Origin of the sequence: Bacillus sp. SG20033 (assembly GCF_044570195.1) — a bacterium.
GTDB lineage: Bacteria > Bacillota > Bacilli > Bacillales > Bacillaceae > Bacillus > Bacillus subtilis.
Genome location: NZ_CP172606.1, coordinates 3,047,067 through 3,064,071, shown reverse-complemented (window position 1 = coordinate 3,064,071; position 17,005 = coordinate 3,047,067). Strand labels below are relative to the sequence as shown.

Here is a 17,005-nt window from a genome sequence, read left to right as displayed (position 1 = left end):
GCCTATGAATAAGCGTAAAGGATTGGTTTTGCTGCTGTCAGTGTTTGCATTACTTGGCGGGGGATGTTCGCAAACAAATAACAAAACAGATCGTCAGGCTCAAACGGTCATAGTCGGCACTGGAACAGATTTTCCGAATATTGCGTTTTTAGATGAAAAAGGCGATTTGACCGGGTATGACATTGAAGTGATGAAAGCCATCGATAAGGAGTTGCCTCAATATACATTTGAATTTAAAACGATGGATTTCTCAAATCTGCTGACGAGTCTCGGAAATAAAAAAATTGATGTGATTGCGCACAATATGGCCAAAAATAAAGAACGAGAAAAGCGTTTTTTGTATCATAAAGTCCCATATAACTACTCGCCGATGTACATCACGGTGAAAGAGGATAATCACAAGATTCATACATTAAAAGACTTACACGGAAAAACAGTCATAGTTGGCGCCACGTCAAATGCGGCAGATTATATTACAAAGTACAACAAAACGCACGGCAGCCCAATTCATTTAAAATATGCGGGACAGGGAAGCAATGACACCGCCAATCAAATTGAAACCGGGCGCGCAGATGCAACGATATCTACACCGTTTGCCGTCGATTTTCAGAATAAAACGCACGCCTTCCGCCAAAAGACAGTCGGTGACGTGTTATTAGATACTGAGGTGTACTTTATGTTTAATAAAGGCAGCCAAACCTTGGCGGATGACACGGATCAAGCGATTAAAAAGCTGGAGAAAAACGGAACGCTAAAAAAACTAAGCCGAAAATGGCTCGGGGCAGATTATTCAAAATCAAGTTTTGAAAAATAAATGGGGCGATGAGATGAAAACGAAAGCAGCATTCATGGCAATATTATTTTCGCTTATAACAGTTCTGTCAGCTTGCGGTGCTGCAGGCAGTCAAACGACGGGAGCCGGGCAAAAGAAGGTACAGACGATCACGGTCGGAACTGGAACCCAATTTCCGAATATTTGCTTTATCGATGAAAAAGGTGATTTAACCGGTTATGATGTCGAACTGATCAAAGAGCTTGATAAGCGCCTGCCACATTATAAATTCACATTTAAAACGATGGAATTTTCCAACCTGCTTGTCAGCCTCGGACAGCATAAAGTCGATATCGTGGCACATCAAATGGAGAAAAGCAAAGAGCGTGAGAAAAAATTTCTGTTTAACAAGGTTGCTTACAACCATTTTCCTTTAAAAATTACTGTGCTTCAAAATAACGATACGATCCGTGGAATTGAAGACTTAAAAGGAAAACGGGTGATTACGAGTGCAACCTCCAACGGAGCGCTTGTACTGAAAAAATGGAATGAGGATAATGGACGGCCGTTTGAGATTGCCTATGAGGGCCAAGGCGCAAATGAGACTGCGAATCAGTTGAAATCGGGGCGTGCGGACGCAACGATCTCAACGCCTTTTGCAGTAGACTTTCAAAACAAGACGAGCGCTATTAAAGAAAAAACCGTCGGTAATGTGCTTTCAAATGCCAAAGTGTATTTTATGTTTAACAAAAATGAACAAACGTTAAGTGACGATATTGATAAAGCCTTACAGGAAATCATTGATGACGGAACGTTGAAAAGGCTCAGTTTGAAATGGCTTGGTGACGACTATTCCAAAGAGCAGTATTAGGTAAAAAGAGAGGGAGCAGTGATGGAAAAAGCGTTTGATATGAACATGATTGGAGATTTTGTGCCGACGTTAACCGCTTATTTACCGGTTACATTATACATTTTAACACTGTCCTTGCTTTTCGGTTTTGTATTAGGACTCTTTCTGGCACTGCCCCGCATCTACAATATTCCAATTGTAAATCAATTGGCAAAAGTGTATATCTCATTTTTCAGGGGAACGCCTATCATGGTGCAGCTTTTCATCGTGTTTTACGGAATCCCGGCGCTTACGGGGCTTATCGGGATTGATACATCAAAAATGGACCCGTTTTATGCTGCTGTCGCAACCTACGCGTTAAGCAATGCAGCCGCGGCCGCAGAAATCATTCGAGCGGGGGTGGGCAGTGTAGATAAAGGCCAAACGGAAGCGGCGTACAGTATTGGCTTAAGCGGTAGTCAGGCCTTCAGGCGAATCGTTCTGCCCCAGGCACTTGTCCAGGCGTTTCCGAATATGGGAAACATGGTGATCAGTTCTTTAAAAGATACATCTCTAGCTTTTTCAATAGGTGTTATGGATATGTCCGGAAGGGGCCAAACACTGATTACCTCAAGCAACCATTCTCTTGAAGTTTACATTGCGTTATCGATTGTTTATTATGCTGTAGCGGTTTTATTCGAATGGTTCTTTCGAGTGGCAGAAAAACGAATCAAGAAGAATCAAACAAGGATTGTTACTGTTTTTGACATGAACATACATTGATATATTTCTTCGGATGAGGGGGGAGAAGATTGCAATTTGACTTTCCATTTATCGTTTCCGCTATGAAAGAAATGGTAAAGACCATTCCTCTGACATTGATGATGGCTGTTTTGCCGATTGTGTTTGGATTTCTCGTGGCTCTTGGAAATATAATTGTTAGAATTTTTAGAATTAAGGGCTTGGTGGCTTGCTCAAGGTTTTATGTGTCTTTCTTTCGAAGTACACCTGCAATTCTTCACATTATGTTGATTTATTTAGGGATACCGCCTGTTGCAGATCAAGTCAGCAGTTTTTTTCATCTCGGCTGGTCCGCTAATGAGATACCGGTCTCCATGTTTGTCATCATGGCCTTGTCTTTAACTGCCGGAGCTTATCTCACAGAAATCATCCGGTCGGGCATTCTGGCGATGGATACCGGACAGGTCGAAGCGGCTTATTCAATCGGCTTGACATACAGCCAAACCTTTCGGCGTGTAATATTGCCGCAGGCGCTGATGGTTTCCATCCCAAACTTCACAAATTTGGGTATCGGCTTTTTGCATACCACCTCTATCGCGGCTATAGTGGCTGTCCCAGAGATTACAGGGACGGCGACTATCGTTGCTTCTGATAATTATGCATTTTTAGAAGCGTTTATCGGAGCAGCGATTATCTATTGGGTGCTGACTCTAATCCTAGAATCCGTAAATGGAGTATTAGAGAGAAAGGCAGCCAGATTTCAAGGAGGCACTTTATGATTGAGATTAAAAATATCCATAAACAGTTTGGCATCCACCATGTATTAAAAGGGATAAATCTCACGGTACGCAAGGGAGAAGTTGTGACGATTATCGGGCCGAGCGGATCAGGGAAAACCACCTTTTTACGGTGCCTGAATTTATTAGAACGTCCAGACGAAGGGATCATTTCTATACATGACAAAGTGATTAATTGCAGCTTTCCGTCGAAAAAAGAGGTTCACTGGCTCAGAAAACAGACGGCAATGGTATTTCAGCAATACCACCTGTTTGCTCACAAAACGGTGATTGAAAATGTCATGGAGGGCTTGACGATTGCCCGGAAAATGAGAAAACAAGACGCGTATGCCGTAGCGGAAAATGAACTGAGAAAGGTCGGGCTTCAAGATAAATTGAACGCTTATCCGAGTCAGTTATCGGGAGGACAAAAGCAGAGGGTAGGGATAGCAAGGGCGCTTGCCATTCATCCTGATGTGCTGCTGTTCGATGAGCCGACGGCAGCGCTTGATCCGGAGCTGGTCGGTGAAGTGCTTGAGGTAATGCTGGAAATCGTGAAAACCGGAGCCACCATGATTGTTGTTACACATGAAATGGAGTTTGCAAGAAGGGTCTCTGATCAAGTTGTTTTTATGGATGAAGGAGTCATTGTTGAACAAGGAACCCCGGAGGAAGTCTTTCGCCATACCAAAAAAGACAGAACGAGGCAGTTTCTCCGCCGTGTTTCGCCGGAATATTTATTTGAACCAAAAGAACACATAAAGGAGCCGGTGATATGATCCGCTTAAGTATTTTAGACCAAAGCTTGATTGGTGAAGGGGAGACAGCAGCTGATACATTACAGCATACAGTGAAATTGGCACAAATGGCTGAAGAATGTGGATATCACCGATTTTGGGTGGCCGAACATCACAACAATGATGAGATTGCAGGGTCTGCACCCGAGGTTCTTTTAGGCTATCTTGCTGCAAGCACAAGAAAAATTCGTTTAGCATCAGGCGGAGTGATGCTGCAGCATTACAGCTCTTATAAAGTAGCGGAGCAATTCCATCTTCTATCAGCGTTAGCTCCCGGCCGTATAGATCTTGGAGTGGGCAAAGCGCCCGGCGGGTTTCAGCTGTCCACAGACGCGCTGCAGGCCGAATATAAAAAACCGGTGCGTCAGTTTGATGAAAAACTGGAGGAGCTTACTCATTTCGTTCGGGATGATTTTCCTGATACCCACCGCTATGCCGCATTGCGTCCTAGGCCGCAGGTTGATCGGAAGCCGGGTATTTTTCTATTGGGAGGAAGCACAGAGAGTGCCATTTCTGCTGCAAAACTGGGAATCTCTTTTGTCTTTGCTTACTTTATTAACGGTGAAGAGGAAGTGCTGAAGGAAGCCCGCCGAGCATTTGACGCGCATCTCCCGCCAGGATCTGAGGCTGAATTTCATCTTGCCCCCGCTGTTTTTGCGGCACATACAAAAGAAGAAGCGGAAAAACATATTGTGTCGCGTGAATCGATAAAAGTGGTTTTGAAAGACGGGCGTAAGGTCAACGTCGGTTCCCGCGAACAGGCTGAGGCCTATCTGGAAAACGTCACAGAGCCCTATGACATCATCGTGCAAAAAACCGGGATTATTGCCGGAACAAAGGAAGAAGTGGCAGAAGAATTAACACGTTTATCAGGCACATACAAAATCAATGATTTTGTTATTTTTACACCTATCAAAAATGCTGTAGAAAAACAGCTGTCTTATCAGCTGCTGAGCGATGCAGTTTTAGCTGCAAAACGTTAAGGAGGGACAGAAGAATGAGTGATGTTGTGAACATTGTGGTTTGGAGTAAAAAAGGCTGTTCGTATTGTGAGGAAGTCAAGAATTATTTGAATGAAAAAGGGTTCCCGTTCCAAAATATCGATGTTTCAGAGAAAGAGGAACTTCGAGATATTTTACAGGCGAAATATGGGGTACGCCATGTGCCTGTGGTCGAAATCGGGCGCGGCAATCACTATCAAGGGATAACTGAAATCGGCATTGAACACCTTGATCTTGCACTTGCGAATCATGCACAGATAAAGGAGGCAAAAAGATGACACGTTCAGATTTTATTCAGTTTGGAGCCATGATTCACGGTGTCGGGGGAACAACTGACGGCTGGCGTCATCCCGATGTTGATCCCTCGGCCAGCACGAATATTGAATTTTACATGAAAAAGGCGCAAACAGCTGAAAAAGGTTTGTTTAGTTTTATTTTCATTGCAGACGGCTTATTTATTTCTGAAAAATCGATTCCTCATTTTTTAAACCGTTTTGAACCGATCACCATTTTATCTGCGCTGGCATCGGTTACAAAAAATATTGGTTTAGTAGGGACGTTCTCTACATCTTTTACTGAGCCATTCACTATCTCCAGACAATTGATGTCGCTGGACCATATCAGCGGGGGCAGGGCTGGCTGGAATCTTGTTACTTCTCCACAGGAAGGAGCGGCGCGCAACCATAGTAAGTCTAATTTGCCAGAACATACTGAACGTTACGAGATTGCACAGGAGCATTTGGATGTTGTGCGCGGGCTGTGGAATTCCTGGGAGCATGACGCATTTATACACAATAAGAAAACAGGGCAGTTTTTCGATCCGGCGAAGCTTCATCGCCTGAATCATAAAGGAAAGTATTTTCAAGTAGAGGGGCCCTTGAATATCGGGCGCTCTAAGCAGGGAGAGCCTGTAGTGTTTCAAGCGGGCTCATCAGAAACAGGCCGGCAGTTTGCTGCTAAAAATGCGGATGCGATTTTTACCCATTCCAATTCATTAGAAGAGACAAAAGCGTTTTATGCGGATGTGAAAAGGCGAGCTGCTGATGAAGGGCGTGATCCTTCAAGTGTGCGGATTTTTCCAGGGATCAGCCCGATTGTGGCAGATACGGAAGAAGAGGCGGAAAAGAAGTATCGTGAATTTGCAGAATTGATACCGATTGAAAATGCTGTTACTTATTTGGCCCGTTTTTTTGATGATTATGATCTGAGTGTTTACCCGTTGGATGAGCCATTTCCTGATATTGGCGATGTGGGAAAGAATGCGTTTCAAAGCACAACAGACCGGATTAAGAGAGAAGCAAAAGCCAGAAATCTGTCATTGCGGGAGGTAGCACAGGAAATGGCTTTCCCACGGCCTCTATTCATCGGCACACCAGAGCGTGTCGCATCCTTAATTGAAACTTGGTTCAACGCTGAGGCGGCGGATGGGTTTATCATTGGGTCGGATATACCGGGAACACTTGATGCTTTTGTAGAAAAGGTGATTCCGATTCTTCAAGAAAGAGGGCTGTATCGTCAAGATTATCGCGGCGGGACCTTGCGGGAAAATCTCGGTCTTGGCATTCCGCAGCATCAATCTGTTTTACATTCATCACATCAATAGGTTTCGTCTGATCGAATGCGGAAGCTGAGAGGGGAGGCTGACTTTTTTGACGATCATTGCCGGTACGGTTGTGAAAGGAAAACAATTAGGCAGAAAGCTTGGATTCCCCACGGCAAATGTAGATGCAAAAATGCATGGGCTGCGTAATGGAGTTTATGGAGTTCTGGCGACAGTCAATCACCAATTTCATTTAGGGGTTATGAATATCGGTGTGAAACCGACGGTGGGCTCTAACCTTAAAAGGACATTGGAGATTTTTTTGTTTGACTTTCATAGAGACATCTATGGAGAAAAAATCGAATGCAGCATTCTCTTTAAAATTAGAGAAGAAAGAAGGTTTGATTCTTTGGAGTCTTTAACAAAGCAAATTAAAAAGGATATTTCGTGCGTTGCAAAACGCTTTGAGCTGATTGGGATTATGGCACCGAACAAAAAAGAAAGCCTGCTTTCCCATCAGGAGTTAAATCTTCCGGATCTCTGCTTTTACAAGAAATGTAACAACCTATATGGCGTCAACCGAGGCGTATACAATGTCATTGATAACTGGTTTTTTGAGTACGGAATTACACAAGTAGCTTACAGGCGCATTTATATTTTATCTTTTTTAAGCTTTTTGAAAGAAGATAATCCGAAAGTTTCCAGCAAGTATATAAGATTTGGGGCGGGCGGTCTTGCTGATAAATTGAACCGATTTATTTCATCTTATGTTGAAGAGTCTGAAGAAAATATATTGGGATAGGGAAAGGAGCGGAACATATGTCTTTGGATTATTGGAGAAATATAGAAGGCTCCTATCCATATCAGACTACAGGAAATGACATCCTGAAGTTGAAAGAGGAGTCTAATCCCGTAAATCTCTCAACGCTAGAAAAGCAGCTCATCGGCATTCGCCGGCACCTGCACCAATATCCTGAACTGTCAAAAGAAGAATTTGAAACAACTGCTTTTATAAAAAAATGCCTTAAAGAAAAGGGGATACAGATTCGCCCTACTGCTCTAAAAACGGGTGTGTTCGCAGATATAGCAGGGGAGTCAGAAGGTCCGGCGATTGCTTTGAGGGCTGATATTGACGCCTTGCCAATTGAAGAAAAAACAGGATTGCCTTATGCGTCTAAACATAAAGGGATCATGCATGCGTGCGGTCATGATTTTCATACGGCAGCGCTTCTTGGTGCGGCCTTTTTATTGAAGGAAAATCAAGACAGTCTGAAAGGAAAGATTCGTTTATTATTTCAGCCGGCAGAGGAAGCGGGTGCAGGCGCTGCAAAAGTGATAGAGGACGGCCAACTGGATGGCATTGATGCGGTTATTGGCCTTCACAATAAACCGGATATCGCGGTTGGGACTGTAGGGTTAAAAACAGGCCCGCTTATGGCTGCTGTTGACCGATTTAAAGTAGAGATAGAAGGGAAAGGAGCTCATGCAGCATTGCCGCATAATGGTTTTGATCCAATTGTCGGCGCCTCTCAGCTTATTGTCGCCCTGCAAACGATTGTAAGCAGAAATGTAAACCCGCTGCAAAGCGCGATTTTAACCGTAGGGAAAATCAACGGCGGCAGCACTTGGAATGTCATTCCGGATACAGTTGTCATTGAGGGCACTGTTCGTACATTTGATTCAGAGGTTCGTGATCAAGTGAAACAGCGTTTTTTGGCAGTCGCAGAGCAGATTTCTGCCGCATTCTCGTTAAAGGCAAATGTGAAGTGGCATTCCGGACCGCCGCCGCTTTGTAATGATGAGGCAATTACGGGGCTGGTGCGAGACGCTGCGCATAAAGCGAAACTTCAAGTCATTGATCCCGTCCCATCAACCGCGGGGGAAGATTTTGCTTATTATCTTGAGCATATTCCGGGATCCTTTGCGTTTTTTGGAACAGACGGTGATCATGATTGGCACCACCCTGCATTTACAATTGATGAAACTGCCATTATCAAAGCCTCTTATTTTTTATATGAAAGCGCCAAGAGATTGTTAGATTCGAATGAAGAGTCAAAAATATCTGATTGATATAGATGGGGTGTTCTGATGAAGAAATTAATCGTTTTTGCATTTATTGGTTTATTGTCGCAGTTAATAGACGGTTCGTTAGGTATGGCTTATGGGGTTACCTCAACTTCTTTGTTATTGGCGTTTGGCATCACACCTGCTGTGGCTTCGGCTTCTGTCCATTTAGCGGAAGTCGTAACGACTGCCGCATCGGGAGTGTCGCATATTAAATTTGGCAATGTTGACAAACAAACCGTTTATCAGCTTGTCATTCCCGGCTCTATAGGCGCTTTTTTAGGCGCGGCATTCCTCAGCCAATTACCTGGAGATGTGGCGAAACCCTATATTTCTTTGTTTTTGCTCCTTCTGGGCGGATATGTATTGATCAGGTTTTTATTTCAATATAAGCCGGCTCTTGAGAAGAAGCATGTGCCTTTAAACCGAAAACAATCCATCCCATTGGGAGTGATCGCTGGTTTTGCAGATGCCACAGGCGGAGGCGGCTGGGGACCGGTGACCACTCCGATTTTATTATCCCGCAAAGGCTTGAGCCCGAGGAAAGTTGTCGGGACTGTAGACACAAGTGAATTTGCCATCGCCGTATCTGCAACCGCCGGTTTTCTTATTTCATTAGGATGGGAGGACGTCAATTGGTTATGGGTGTTTTCACTAATGGCCGGCGGAATTATCGCTGCCCCTATCGCAGCATGGCTGGTGCAGAAGTTTCATCCGCAATTGATGGGTGTGCTTGTAGGAGGATTTATTATTCTGGTAAATGCCAGAACATTAATAAATGAATGGATCGCAAATACAGCTGTTTATCCATTGATCTATACGGCCATAGGGGCGATATGGCTATTCGCAGTTTTATTTGTTTTATCTAAAATAGGGAATCGAAATATTGTTAAGACAGCGGTTGATGTCCATTTAAAAGAAAAATAAAGGTTTTTCCGCTTTAAGATGTAAAAGGAATCACGAGGTCCTTGCGCTTGACTGAAACGAAATCAACGCTGTAAGAAGCCGGTCGGGCTTCTTTTTTATTTTCCAGCCTCATTGCGTATAAATCCTTTGAAACCTTATAATAAAAACAAGAAGACTGTCCTTAGAGGTGAAAGGCTTGGCAACGAAGCATGAACAAATTTTAACGTATATCGATTCACTGCCTGTCGGTGAAAAAATTTCTGTCCGAAGAATTGCAAAGGAAATGAAAGTAAGCGAAGGAACCGCGTACAGAGCGATCAAGGAAGCAGAGAATAAAGGGTTTGTCAGCACGATTGAACGTGTGGGCACAATCAGAATTGAACAAAAGAAAAAAGAGAACATTGAAAAGCTTACCTATGCAGAGGTTGTAAATGTTATAGACGGACAAGTGCTCGGAGGCAGGGCAGGGCTCCATAAGACATTGAATAAATTCGTCATCGGCGCGATGGAGCTTGACGCGATGATGCGTTACACCGCAGCGGGGAATCTTTTGATTGTCGGAAACAGAATCAATGCACACAGGCAGGCGCTTGAAGCGGGCGCGGCCGTATTGGTGACCGGGGGCTTTAACACGGATGACAGCATTGTGCAGCTGGCAGATGAGCTTGAACTGCCGATTTTATCCACGAGCTATGACACCTTTACAGTTGCCGCGATGATTAACCGGGCAATTTATGACCAGCTGATCAAAAAAGAAATTGTTTTGGTGGAGGACATCCTAACACCTGCTGACCGCACGGTATATCTTTCGCCTAAGGATAAACTTGAAAAATGGTATGAGAAAAATTTTGAAACGGGGCACGGCCGCTTTCCGGTTGTCGACGATCAAATGAAAATCCATGGCATTCTGACATCAAAAGATATTGCTGGCCATGACCGAAATGCATCTATAGAAAAAGTTATGACCAAAAATCCCGTCACGGTTATTGGGAAAACATCTGTCGCTTCAGCTGCGCAAATGATGGTATGGGAAGGGATCGAAGTGCTTCCCGTCACTGACGGCCACCAAAAACTCATCGGCATGATCAGCCGCCAAGACGTATTGAAAGCTCTTCAAATGATTCAAAAGCAGCCGCAGGTCGGGGAGAAGCTTGATGATATCGTTTCAAGGGGGTTTAAAGATGAGGGTGATGATAAAGAAGATCAAACGGTTTACGAGTATGAAGTCACGCCGCAAATGACAAATCAGCTTGGAACCATTTCTTATGGCGTATTTACGACCATTTTGACGCAAGCGGCAAACCGATTTTTGCGCTCGAAAAAACGCGGCGAACTCGTCATAGAGAGCATCACCATCTTCTTTTTGAAGCCTGTGCAGATGGAATCAGTCATCGAAGTCAAACCTCGCATCTTGGAGGCCGGCAGAAAGTTCGGGAAAATGGAAGTGGAAGTGCACAGCCAAGGTCATATCGTGTCTAAAGCGATGCTGATGGTTCAGCTGATGGAAAGAAGCTAAGGGACGTTCAGGCGCCCCTTACGCGTGATCTCTTTCAGCTTCTTTGGCGTGAAGGGGATTGTAATGCCTAAAGGCTTTATAACCTGCCCAAGCGCTTCCTGCTCCTATGACGATAAAGATACCGCCGATTACTAACGTTAATACTGAATGGAATAATATCATTTGGTTAAGCCCGTAGAACAGGACTAGTGACCCTAAGGCCATGCTTGATTTTGCTGAACATATTTCTTTTGCCAAAGGTGGCTTTGCCCGTACGCCTTTTACTTTATAGTACACATAAAAGCAGGCTGAAAGCCCAATCAAAAAAACAAGAACCAGCATAAATGAAATCCTCCATCGTAAAAGTTTACAAACCCATTTTATACAAAAACGGGCTTGGTTTTGACGTTATTTTTCTTTTCCGTCGGCAGAGAATGTGATTTAATGAATAAAAACAATAAAGGAGTATCAAATGAAAACAGAATTGATCAGAACCATATCATTATATGACACGATTATCTTACATAGACATGTGCGTCCTGATCCGGATGCCTACGGATCACAGTGCGGGCTTACGGAAATCCTGCGTGAAACATATCCTGAAAAAAATATTTTTGCGGTCGGCACGCCTGAACCGTCCCTCTCTTTCTTATATTCCCTTGATGAGGTGGACAATGAAACATATGAAGGCGCACTTGTCATTGTCTGCGATACGGCAAATCAGGAAAGAATCGACGATCAGCGTTATCCTTCAGGCGCCAAACTAATGAAAATCGACCACCATCCGAACGAAGATCCATACGGTGACCTTCTCTGGGTCGATACAAGCGCCAGCTCAGTAAGTGAAATGATTTACGAGCTGTATTTAGAAGGAAAAGAGCACGGCTGGAAGCTGAATACGAAAGCGGCAGAGCTGATCTACGCCGGCATTGTTGGAGATACCGGACGCTTTTTATTTCCAAATACCACGGAAAAAACATTAAAATATGCAGGCGAGCTCATTCAGTATCCATTCTCTTCCTCAGAGTTATTTAATCAATTGTATGAAACAAAACTGAATGTGGTGAAGCTTAACGGCTTTATCTTTCAAAATGTGTCTTTGTCCGAAAACGGGGCGGCTTCTGTTTTCATCAAAAAGGATACGCTTGAAAAATTCGGCACAACGGCTTCTGAAGCGTCGCAGCTTGTCGGGACGCTTGGCAATATCTCAGGTATTCGCGCCTGGGTGTTTTTCGTAGAAGAAGACGATCAAATCAGAGTCAGATTCCGTTCGAAGGGGCCTGTCATTAACGGACTTGCCCGGAAATATAACGGCGGAGGGCATCCGTTTGCTTCAGGCGCCTCTATTTACAGCTGGGATGAAGCTGATCGGATTTTAGCTGATCTGGAAACATTATGTAAAGAACACGAGTGAGGGGAGACCCTCTCTCTTAGTGTTCATCTGTGACGGGGATGAACCAGCAGCCGAAATCAGTAAGGTCCTCGTAGACTTGGAGATTGTGTGATTGAAGTTCTTTTTTGATGAGGGAAGCGAGTGAGTTTGTTTCGGCATATGCAGAAAAACCTTGTCTGAGACGGGCTGCTTGATCTTTTGCTAACTGACGGTCACTGTAAACCTCCATTTCCCTTCCTCCTTCCTTTCGCCATTAAGCCTCACATATAGTTTATAAAAAAGAATGGGAAAAAGCGACAGAAGTTTGGAGAATTTAAAAAAAATCCATAATTATGTGGCGAAAGATATTTCAAGTTCTACTGTCAGTCTCGTATAAATAATCAATTCTCTGACGGTTGCCTCGTATTTTTTTTCATTGATCATATAGACTTTATTTTCAATTGTCCGCTTCAAGAGATCCTTTGTTTGATAGACGCTCTCTATGTCTTTTGTAATCACCTCTGAAATATCATCCTTTACATGCTCCTCGAATTTCGTTTTATCCGGCTGTGATATTTTATATTTATCCCCATTCAGCAATTTGACGCTGACGCTTTGAATCAGCAGTTTTCTTTTATTATCTTCATTCAGTTTATGGAGGTCTTCCTGATAGATCGAAATTTGATTGTTCAAGTCTTTTACATGCTCTTTTTGCTTTTCGATGAGGCTGACCTGCTCCTCTTGGAATGTTCCGTAAGTAAACAGGAAAAAGAACCAGCTGATTACGGCTCCGCACATCATTCCCGCGAAAAAACGCTGCCATCCCGGTTTTTTGTAATGCTGGGGGACCCTCATGAAGAAAGATGCTCCTGGGTCAGCCATGATATAATGAGCCAGCCGCTTTGCGCGCCTCCCATGGCCGAAATAATTAAAAGAAGCTGTTTAAAGATATCTCTCGTATTGCCTTCGAGTATGCCGCGTTCAAAGCTGTATACCGCATCAAAGGTGCCTCCGATAGCTGCAACAAGCGCCCATATTTTTAACCGGTTGGCAAGCTTTGTAATGGCCGTAAGCGGGGGTTCGCCTGCCAAATATGCTCCGAGCCCTCCGATGAGTGCGCCCCCGATCAGCACCCCTAACGCAATGAAGTAGCTATTGATAAAATTCACCATAAATCCTGCTTCCTGATCCATCTTTATCACCTCACCTTTTATATCATATTGAGCTTTCAGGACAAGTATGATGATGAGTCAAAAAAGAACATTTGTTTCTTTTGGAAACCGGCCTTATAATGAGGGAAGAAATGAATCGTAATGAGAAAGAGGTGATAGCATGTCTTTTGTTCACCTGCAAGTGCATAGCGGGTATAGCCTGCTAAACAGCGCCGCGGCTGTGGAAGAGCTCGTCAGTGAAGCTGACAGGCTCGGATATGCGTCTTTGGCGCTGACAGATGATCATGTCATGTACGGAGCTATTCAATTTTATAAAGCTTGCAAGGCGAGAGGGATCAACCCAATAATCGGTTTGACGGCTTCTGTTTTTACAGATGACAGCGAGCTTGAAGCATACCCGCTCGTCCTGCTGGCAAAATCAAATACAGGCTATCAAAACCTGCTGAAAATCAGCAGCGTTCTGCAATCTAAATCAAAAGGCGGACTGAAGCCGAAATGGCTTCACAGTTATCGAGAAGGGATTATCGCAATAACGCCCGGCGAAAAAGGATATATTGAAACGCTTCTTGAAGGAGGGCTGTTCGAACAGGCTGCTCAAGCCTCGCTGGAATTTCAGTCTATATTCGGAAAGGGAGCTTTTTATTTCTCCTATCAGCCTTTTAAAGGGAATCAAGTCTTGTCTGAGCAGATTCTAAAGCTGTCAGAAGAAACGGGTATCCCTGTTACGGCCACAGGCGATGTGCATTACATAAGGAAGGAAGATAAGGCTGCCTACCGTTGTCTGAAAGCGATTAAAGCGGGGGAAAAACTGACGGATGCACCCGCTGAAGATTTGCCTGATCTCGATTTGAAACCACTCGAAGAAATGCAAAACATTTATCGAGAGCATCCCGAGGCACTGCAAGCTTCTGTAGAGATCGCGGAACAATGCCGGGTTGACGTCAGTCTCGGGCAGACCCGTCTACCGTCTTTTCCGACCCCAGACGGAACGTCCGCTGATGATTATTTAACGGATATCTGTATGGAGGGACTAAGCAGCCGTTTCGGCAAGCCTGATGAACGATACCTTCGCCGTCTTCAATATGAGCTTGATGTCATCAAGCGGATGAAGTTCAGCGATTACTTTCTGATCGTGTGGGATTTTATGAAGCACGCCCATGAAAAAGGGATTGTTACAGGACCGGGAAGGGGTTCTGCGGCAGGTTCTCTTGTGGCATATGTGCTGTATATCACAGATGTTGACCCGATTAAGCATCACCTTCTGTTTGAAAGATTTTTAAATCCCGAACGCGTCAGCATGCCGGATATTGATATTGACTTTCCCGATACTAGAAGGGATGAAGTCATTCAATATGTTCAGCAGAAATACGGTGCAATGCACGTCGCTCAGATTATCACCTTTGGAACACTTGCGGCAAAGGCGGCGCTCCGGGACGTCGGCAGAGTATTCGGCGTCAGCCCGAAGGAGGCAGATCAGCTTGCAAAACTCATTCCTTCAAGACCGGGCATGACGCTGGATGAAGCGAGACAGCAGTCACCGCAGCTGGATAAGCGGCTTCGGGAGTCAAGCCTGCTTCAGCAAGTCTATTCAATTGCCCGGAAAATAGAAGGGCTGCCAAGGCATGCATCAACCCACGCAGCGGGCGTTGTCCTGAGTGAAGAACCGTTAACAGATGTTGTTCCGCTTCAAGAAGGGCATGAAGGGATCTATTTAACGCAATACGCGATGGACCATCTTGAAGACTTGGGCCTTTTAAAAATGGATTTCTTAGGTTTGAGGAACCTGACACTTATTGAATCCATCACTTCAATGATTGAAAAAGAAGAAAATATTAAAATAGAGCTTTCAAGTATTTCCTACAGCGATGACAAAACGTTCTCCTTGCTGTCAAAAGGGGATACGACAGGTATTTTCCAGCTTGAATCTGCAGGGATGAGAAGCGTCTTGAAACGGCTGAAACCTTCGGACCTAGAAGATATTGTGGCAGTCAATGCACTGTACCGGCCGGGTCCGATGGAAAATATTCCGTTATTTATCGACCGTAAACACGGCCGGTCGCCTGTTCACTATCCTCATGAAGATTTAAGGAGCATTTTGGAAGATACATATGGCGTCATTGTGTATCAGGAACAAATTATGATGATTGCTTCCCGTATGGCGGGGTTTTCTTTAGGCGAAGCGGACCTATTGAGAAGGGCAGTCAGCAAAAAGAAAAAAGAAATCCTGGACAGAGAGCGAAGCCATTTTGTTGAAGGGTGCTTAAAAAAGGAGTATTCTGTAGACACTGCAAATGAGGTCTACGATTTAATCGTCAAATTCGCAAACTATGGCTTTAACCGAAGCCATGCGGTGGCATACAGCATGATCGGGTGCCAGCTTGCGTATTTGAAAGCTCATTATCCGTTATATTTTATGTGCGGATTGCTGACAAGCGTCATTGGCAATGAGGATAAAATCTCTCAATATCTTTACGAAGCAAAGGGGAGCGGGATTCGTATCCTTCCTCCGTCAGTGAATAAAAGCAGTTTTCCGTTTACAGTTGAAAACGGATCTGTCAGATACAGCCTCCGCGCAATAAAAAGTGTAGGCGTCTCAGCAGTCAAAGATATATATAAAGCAAGAAAAGAGAAACCATTTGAAGATCTTTTCGATTTCTGCTTTCGCGTGCCGTCAAAAAGCGTAAATCGCAAAATGCTTGAAGCACTTATCTTTTCTGGTGCGATGGACGAATTCGGCCAAAACCGGGCCACGCTGCTCGCATCCATTGATGTTGCTTTGGAACATGCTGAGCTATTCGCCGCGGACGATGACCAAATGGGATTGTTTTTAGATGAATCGTTTTCAATTAAGCCGAAGTATGTGGAGACGGAGGAGCTTCCTCTGGTGGATTTACTTGCGTTTGAAAAGGAAACGCTTGGCATTTATTTTTCAAATCATCCCCTCTCCGCCTTCCGAAAACAGCTCACTGCGCAAGGAGCAGTCTCCATTCTGCAGGCTCAGCGGGCAGTCAAAAGGCAGCTTTCACTAGGCGTTCTGCTGTCGAAGATCAAAACGATTCGGACGAAAACAGGTCAAAACATGGCGTTTTTAACGCTCAGTGATGAAACCGGCGAGATGGAAGCCGTAGTCTTCCCTGAACAATTCAGACAGCTTTCTCCCGTTTTAAGAGAAGGCGCTCTTTTGTTCACAGCGGGGAAATGTGAAGTTAGACAAGATAAGATCCAATTCATCATGTCCCGGGCAGAATTATTAGAAAATATGGATGCAGAAAAAGCGCCATCGGTTTATATAAAAATAGAAAGCAGTCAGCACAGCCAGGAGATCCTGGCAAAGATTAAGCGCATTTTGCTGGAGCATAAAGGGGAAACAGGCGTTTATCTCTATTATGAAAGGCAAAAACAGACGATTAAGCTACCTGAGTCGTTCCATATCAATGCAGATCACCAGGTGTTATATCGCTTAAAAGAGCTGTTGGGTCAAAAAAACGTCGTTTTAAAACAGTGGTAACGATTCGCTTTTTGTTATACAATTGGAGCAAT

18 protein-coding genes are annotated in these 17,005 nt (G+C 44.2%); 14 read left to right on the top strand and 4 right to left on the bottom strand.

Features of this window, described 5'->3' with window-relative positions; translation table 11 throughout:
• Positions 1-4: 4 nt before the first annotated feature.
• The 12 genes from tcyJ to ACFVP7_RS16150 all read left to right on the top strand — a co-directional run bounded on the left by tcyJ (position 5) and on the right by ACFVP7_RS16150 (position 10,942).
• Complete coding sequence (tcyJ, locus tag ACFVP7_RS16205; protein WP_396582488.1) at positions 5-814, top strand: sulfur-containing amino acid ABC transporter substrate-binding protein TcyJ; 810 nt, start codon at positions 5-7, stop codon at positions 812-814.
• Between the two features lie 13 nt (positions 815-827).
• Positions 828-1,643: a sulfur-containing amino acid ABC transporter substrate-binding protein TcyK gene (gene tcyK / locus ACFVP7_RS16200; RefSeq protein ID WP_338730677.1), complete on the top strand. Its 816-nt coding sequence runs from the start codon at positions 828-830 to the stop codon at positions 1,641-1,643.
• A gap of 21 nt (positions 1,644-1,664) precedes the next feature.
• Positions 1,665-2,384 carry a sulfur-containing amino acid ABC transporter permease TcyL gene (gene tcyL, locus ACFVP7_RS16195; protein WP_004399112.1) on the top strand — a complete coding sequence of 240 codons (720 nt, stop codon included), beginning with the start codon at positions 1,665-1,667 and terminating at the stop codon, positions 2,382-2,384.
• Positions 2,385-2,413: 29 nt separating this feature from the next.
• Positions 2,414-3,121, top strand: coding sequence for a sulfur-containing amino acid ABC transporter permease TcyM (gene tcyM / locus ACFVP7_RS16190; RefSeq protein WP_019712895.1), 708 nt, complete (start codon positions 2,414-2,416; stop codon positions 3,119-3,121).
• Entirely contained in the window at positions 3,118-3,897 is a 780-nt protein-coding gene (gene tcyN / locus ACFVP7_RS16185) for a sulfur-containing amino-acid ABC transporter ATP-binding protein TcyN (RefSeq protein WP_003229383.1), read from the top strand. The genes tcyM and tcyN overlap by 4 nt, the downstream gene beginning before the upstream one ends.
• The gene (locus tag ACFVP7_RS16180; protein ID WP_004398798.1) at positions 3,894-4,898 is read left to right on the top strand and encodes an LLM class flavin-dependent oxidoreductase; all 1,005 of its coding nucleotides are present in this window, start codon (positions 3,894-3,896) and stop codon (positions 4,896-4,898) included. The genes tcyN and ACFVP7_RS16180 overlap by 4 nt, the downstream gene beginning before the upstream one ends.
• A gap of 14 nt (positions 4,899-4,912) precedes the next feature.
• Positions 4,913-5,194, top strand: a complete 282-nt coding sequence (locus tag ACFVP7_RS16175) for a glutaredoxin family protein (RefSeq protein WP_163131705.1) — start codon at positions 4,913-4,915, stop codon at positions 5,192-5,194.
• On the top strand, positions 5,191-6,519 hold the full coding sequence (locus ACFVP7_RS16170) for an LLM class flavin-dependent oxidoreductase (protein ID WP_163131703.1): 1,329 nt from the start codon (positions 5,191-5,193) through the stop codon (positions 6,517-6,519). The genes ACFVP7_RS16175 and ACFVP7_RS16170 overlap by 4 nt, the downstream gene beginning before the upstream one ends.
• 46 nt (positions 6,520-6,565) lie before the next feature.
• Entirely contained in the window at positions 6,566-7,258 is a 693-nt protein-coding gene (gene ribR, locus ACFVP7_RS16165; protein ID WP_029318236.1) for an RNA-binding riboflavin kinase RibR, read from the top strand.
• Between the two features lie 17 nt (positions 7,259-7,275).
• Positions 7,276-8,526 (top strand): S-alkyl-N-acetyl-metabolite deacetylase SndA, encoded by a 1,251-nt coding sequence (gene sndA, locus ACFVP7_RS16160; RefSeq protein ID WP_163131701.1) that lies wholly within the window; start codon positions 7,276-7,278, stop codon positions 8,524-8,526.
• 18 nt (positions 8,527-8,544) lie between these two features.
• A complete protein-coding gene (locus ACFVP7_RS16155; protein ID WP_088467317.1) occupies positions 8,545-9,447 on the top strand; it encodes a sulfite exporter TauE/SafE family protein in 903 nt (300 codons plus the stop codon).
• A 175-nt stretch (positions 9,448-9,622) separates the two neighbouring features.
• Positions 9,623-10,942, top strand: a complete 1,320-nt coding sequence (locus tag ACFVP7_RS16150; RefSeq protein ID WP_004398641.1) for a CBS domain-containing protein — start codon at positions 9,623-9,625, stop codon at positions 10,940-10,942.
• Between the two features lie 18 nt (positions 10,943-10,960).
• On the opposite strand, the gene ACFVP7_RS16145 is transcribed toward ACFVP7_RS16150, so the two are convergent.
• Positions 10,961-11,263 carry a YtpI family protein gene (locus ACFVP7_RS16145; RefSeq protein WP_396582483.1) on the bottom strand — a complete coding sequence of 101 codons (303 nt, stop codon included), beginning with the start codon at positions 11,261-11,263 and terminating at the stop codon, positions 10,961-10,963.
• 130 nt (positions 11,264-11,393) lie between these two features.
• Between ACFVP7_RS16145 and nrnA the strand changes: the two genes are divergently transcribed.
• Positions 11,394-12,335, top strand: a complete 942-nt coding sequence (gene nrnA / locus ACFVP7_RS16140) for a bifunctional oligoribonuclease/PAP phosphatase NrnA (RefSeq protein ID WP_134156553.1) — start codon at positions 11,394-11,396, stop codon at positions 12,333-12,335.
• Positions 12,336-12,351: 16 nt separating this feature from the next.
• On the opposite strand, the gene ACFVP7_RS16135 is transcribed toward nrnA, so the two are convergent.
• The 3 genes from ACFVP7_RS16135 to ytrH all read right to left on the bottom strand — a co-directional run bounded on the left by ACFVP7_RS16135 (position 12,352) and on the right by ytrH (position 13,486).
• Positions 12,352-12,543 carry a hypothetical protein gene (locus ACFVP7_RS16135; RefSeq protein ID WP_003229407.1) on the bottom strand — a complete coding sequence of 64 codons (192 nt, stop codon included), beginning with the start codon at positions 12,541-12,543 and terminating at the stop codon, positions 12,352-12,354.
• Positions 12,544-12,644: 101 nt separating this feature from the next.
• Entirely contained in the window at positions 12,645-13,148 is a 504-nt protein-coding gene (gene ytrI, locus ACFVP7_RS16130; RefSeq protein WP_003229408.1) for a sporulation membrane protein YtrI, read from the bottom strand.
• Complete coding sequence (ytrH, locus tag ACFVP7_RS16125; RefSeq protein WP_003229410.1) at positions 13,145-13,486, bottom strand: sporulation membrane protein YtrH; 342 nt, start codon at positions 13,484-13,486, stop codon at positions 13,145-13,147. Before ytrH ends, ytrI begins: the two co-directional genes overlap by 4 nt.
• A gap of 139 nt (positions 13,487-13,625) precedes the next feature.
• Here ytrH and dnaE point away from each other — a divergent pair, with 139 nt between their 5' ends.
• Positions 13,626-16,973 carry a DNA polymerase III subunit alpha gene (dnaE, locus tag ACFVP7_RS16120; RefSeq protein WP_396582481.1) on the top strand — a complete coding sequence of 1,116 codons (3,348 nt, stop codon included), beginning with the start codon at positions 13,626-13,628 and terminating at the stop codon, positions 16,971-16,973.
• Positions 16,974-17,005: the final 32 nt, after the last annotated feature.

Coding starts and splice junctions, on each gene's coding strand:
- tcyJ (WP_396582488.1), top strand. CDS start 5: ATGAATAAGCGTAAAGGATTGGTTTTGCTGCTGTCAGTGTTTGCATTA.
- tcyK (WP_338730677.1), top strand. CDS start 828: ATGAAAACGAAAGCAGCATTCATGGCAATATTATTTTCGCTTATAACA.
- tcyL (WP_004399112.1), top strand. CDS start 1,665: ATGGAAAAAGCGTTTGATATGAACATGATTGGAGATTTTGTGCCGACG.
- tcyN (WP_003229383.1), top strand. CDS start 3,118: ATGATTGAGATTAAAAATATCCATAAACAGTTTGGCATCCACCATGTA.
- ACFVP7_RS16180 (WP_004398798.1), top strand. CDS start 3,894: ATGATCCGCTTAAGTATTTTAGACCAAAGCTTGATTGGTGAAGGGGAG.
- ACFVP7_RS16175 (WP_163131705.1), top strand. CDS start 4,913: ATGAGTGATGTTGTGAACATTGTGGTTTGGAGTAAAAAAGGCTGTTCG.
- ACFVP7_RS16170 (WP_163131703.1), top strand. CDS start 5,191: ATGACACGTTCAGATTTTATTCAGTTTGGAGCCATGATTCACGGTGTC.
- sndA (WP_163131701.1), top strand. CDS start 7,276: ATGTCTTTGGATTATTGGAGAAATATAGAAGGCTCCTATCCATATCAG.
- ACFVP7_RS16155 (WP_088467317.1), top strand. CDS start 8,545: ATGAAGAAATTAATCGTTTTTGCATTTATTGGTTTATTGTCGCAGTTA.
- ACFVP7_RS16145 (WP_396582483.1), bottom strand. CDS start 11,263: ATGCTGGTTCTTGTTTTTTTGATTGGGCTTTCAGCCTGCTTTTATGTG.
- nrnA (WP_134156553.1), top strand. CDS start 11,394: ATGAAAACAGAATTGATCAGAACCATATCATTATATGACACGATTATC.
- ACFVP7_RS16135 (WP_003229407.1), bottom strand. CDS start 12,543: ATGGAGGTTTACAGTGACCGTCAGTTAGCAAAAGATCAAGCAGCCCGT.
- ytrI (WP_003229408.1), bottom strand. CDS start 13,148: ATGAGGGTCCCCCAGCATTACAAAAAACCGGGATGGCAGCGTTTTTTC.
- ytrH (WP_003229410.1), bottom strand. CDS start 13,486: ATGGATCAGGAAGCAGGATTTATGGTGAATTTTATCAATAGCTACTTC.
- dnaE (WP_396582481.1), top strand. CDS start 13,626: ATGTCTTTTGTTCACCTGCAAGTGCATAGCGGGTATAGCCTGCTAAAC.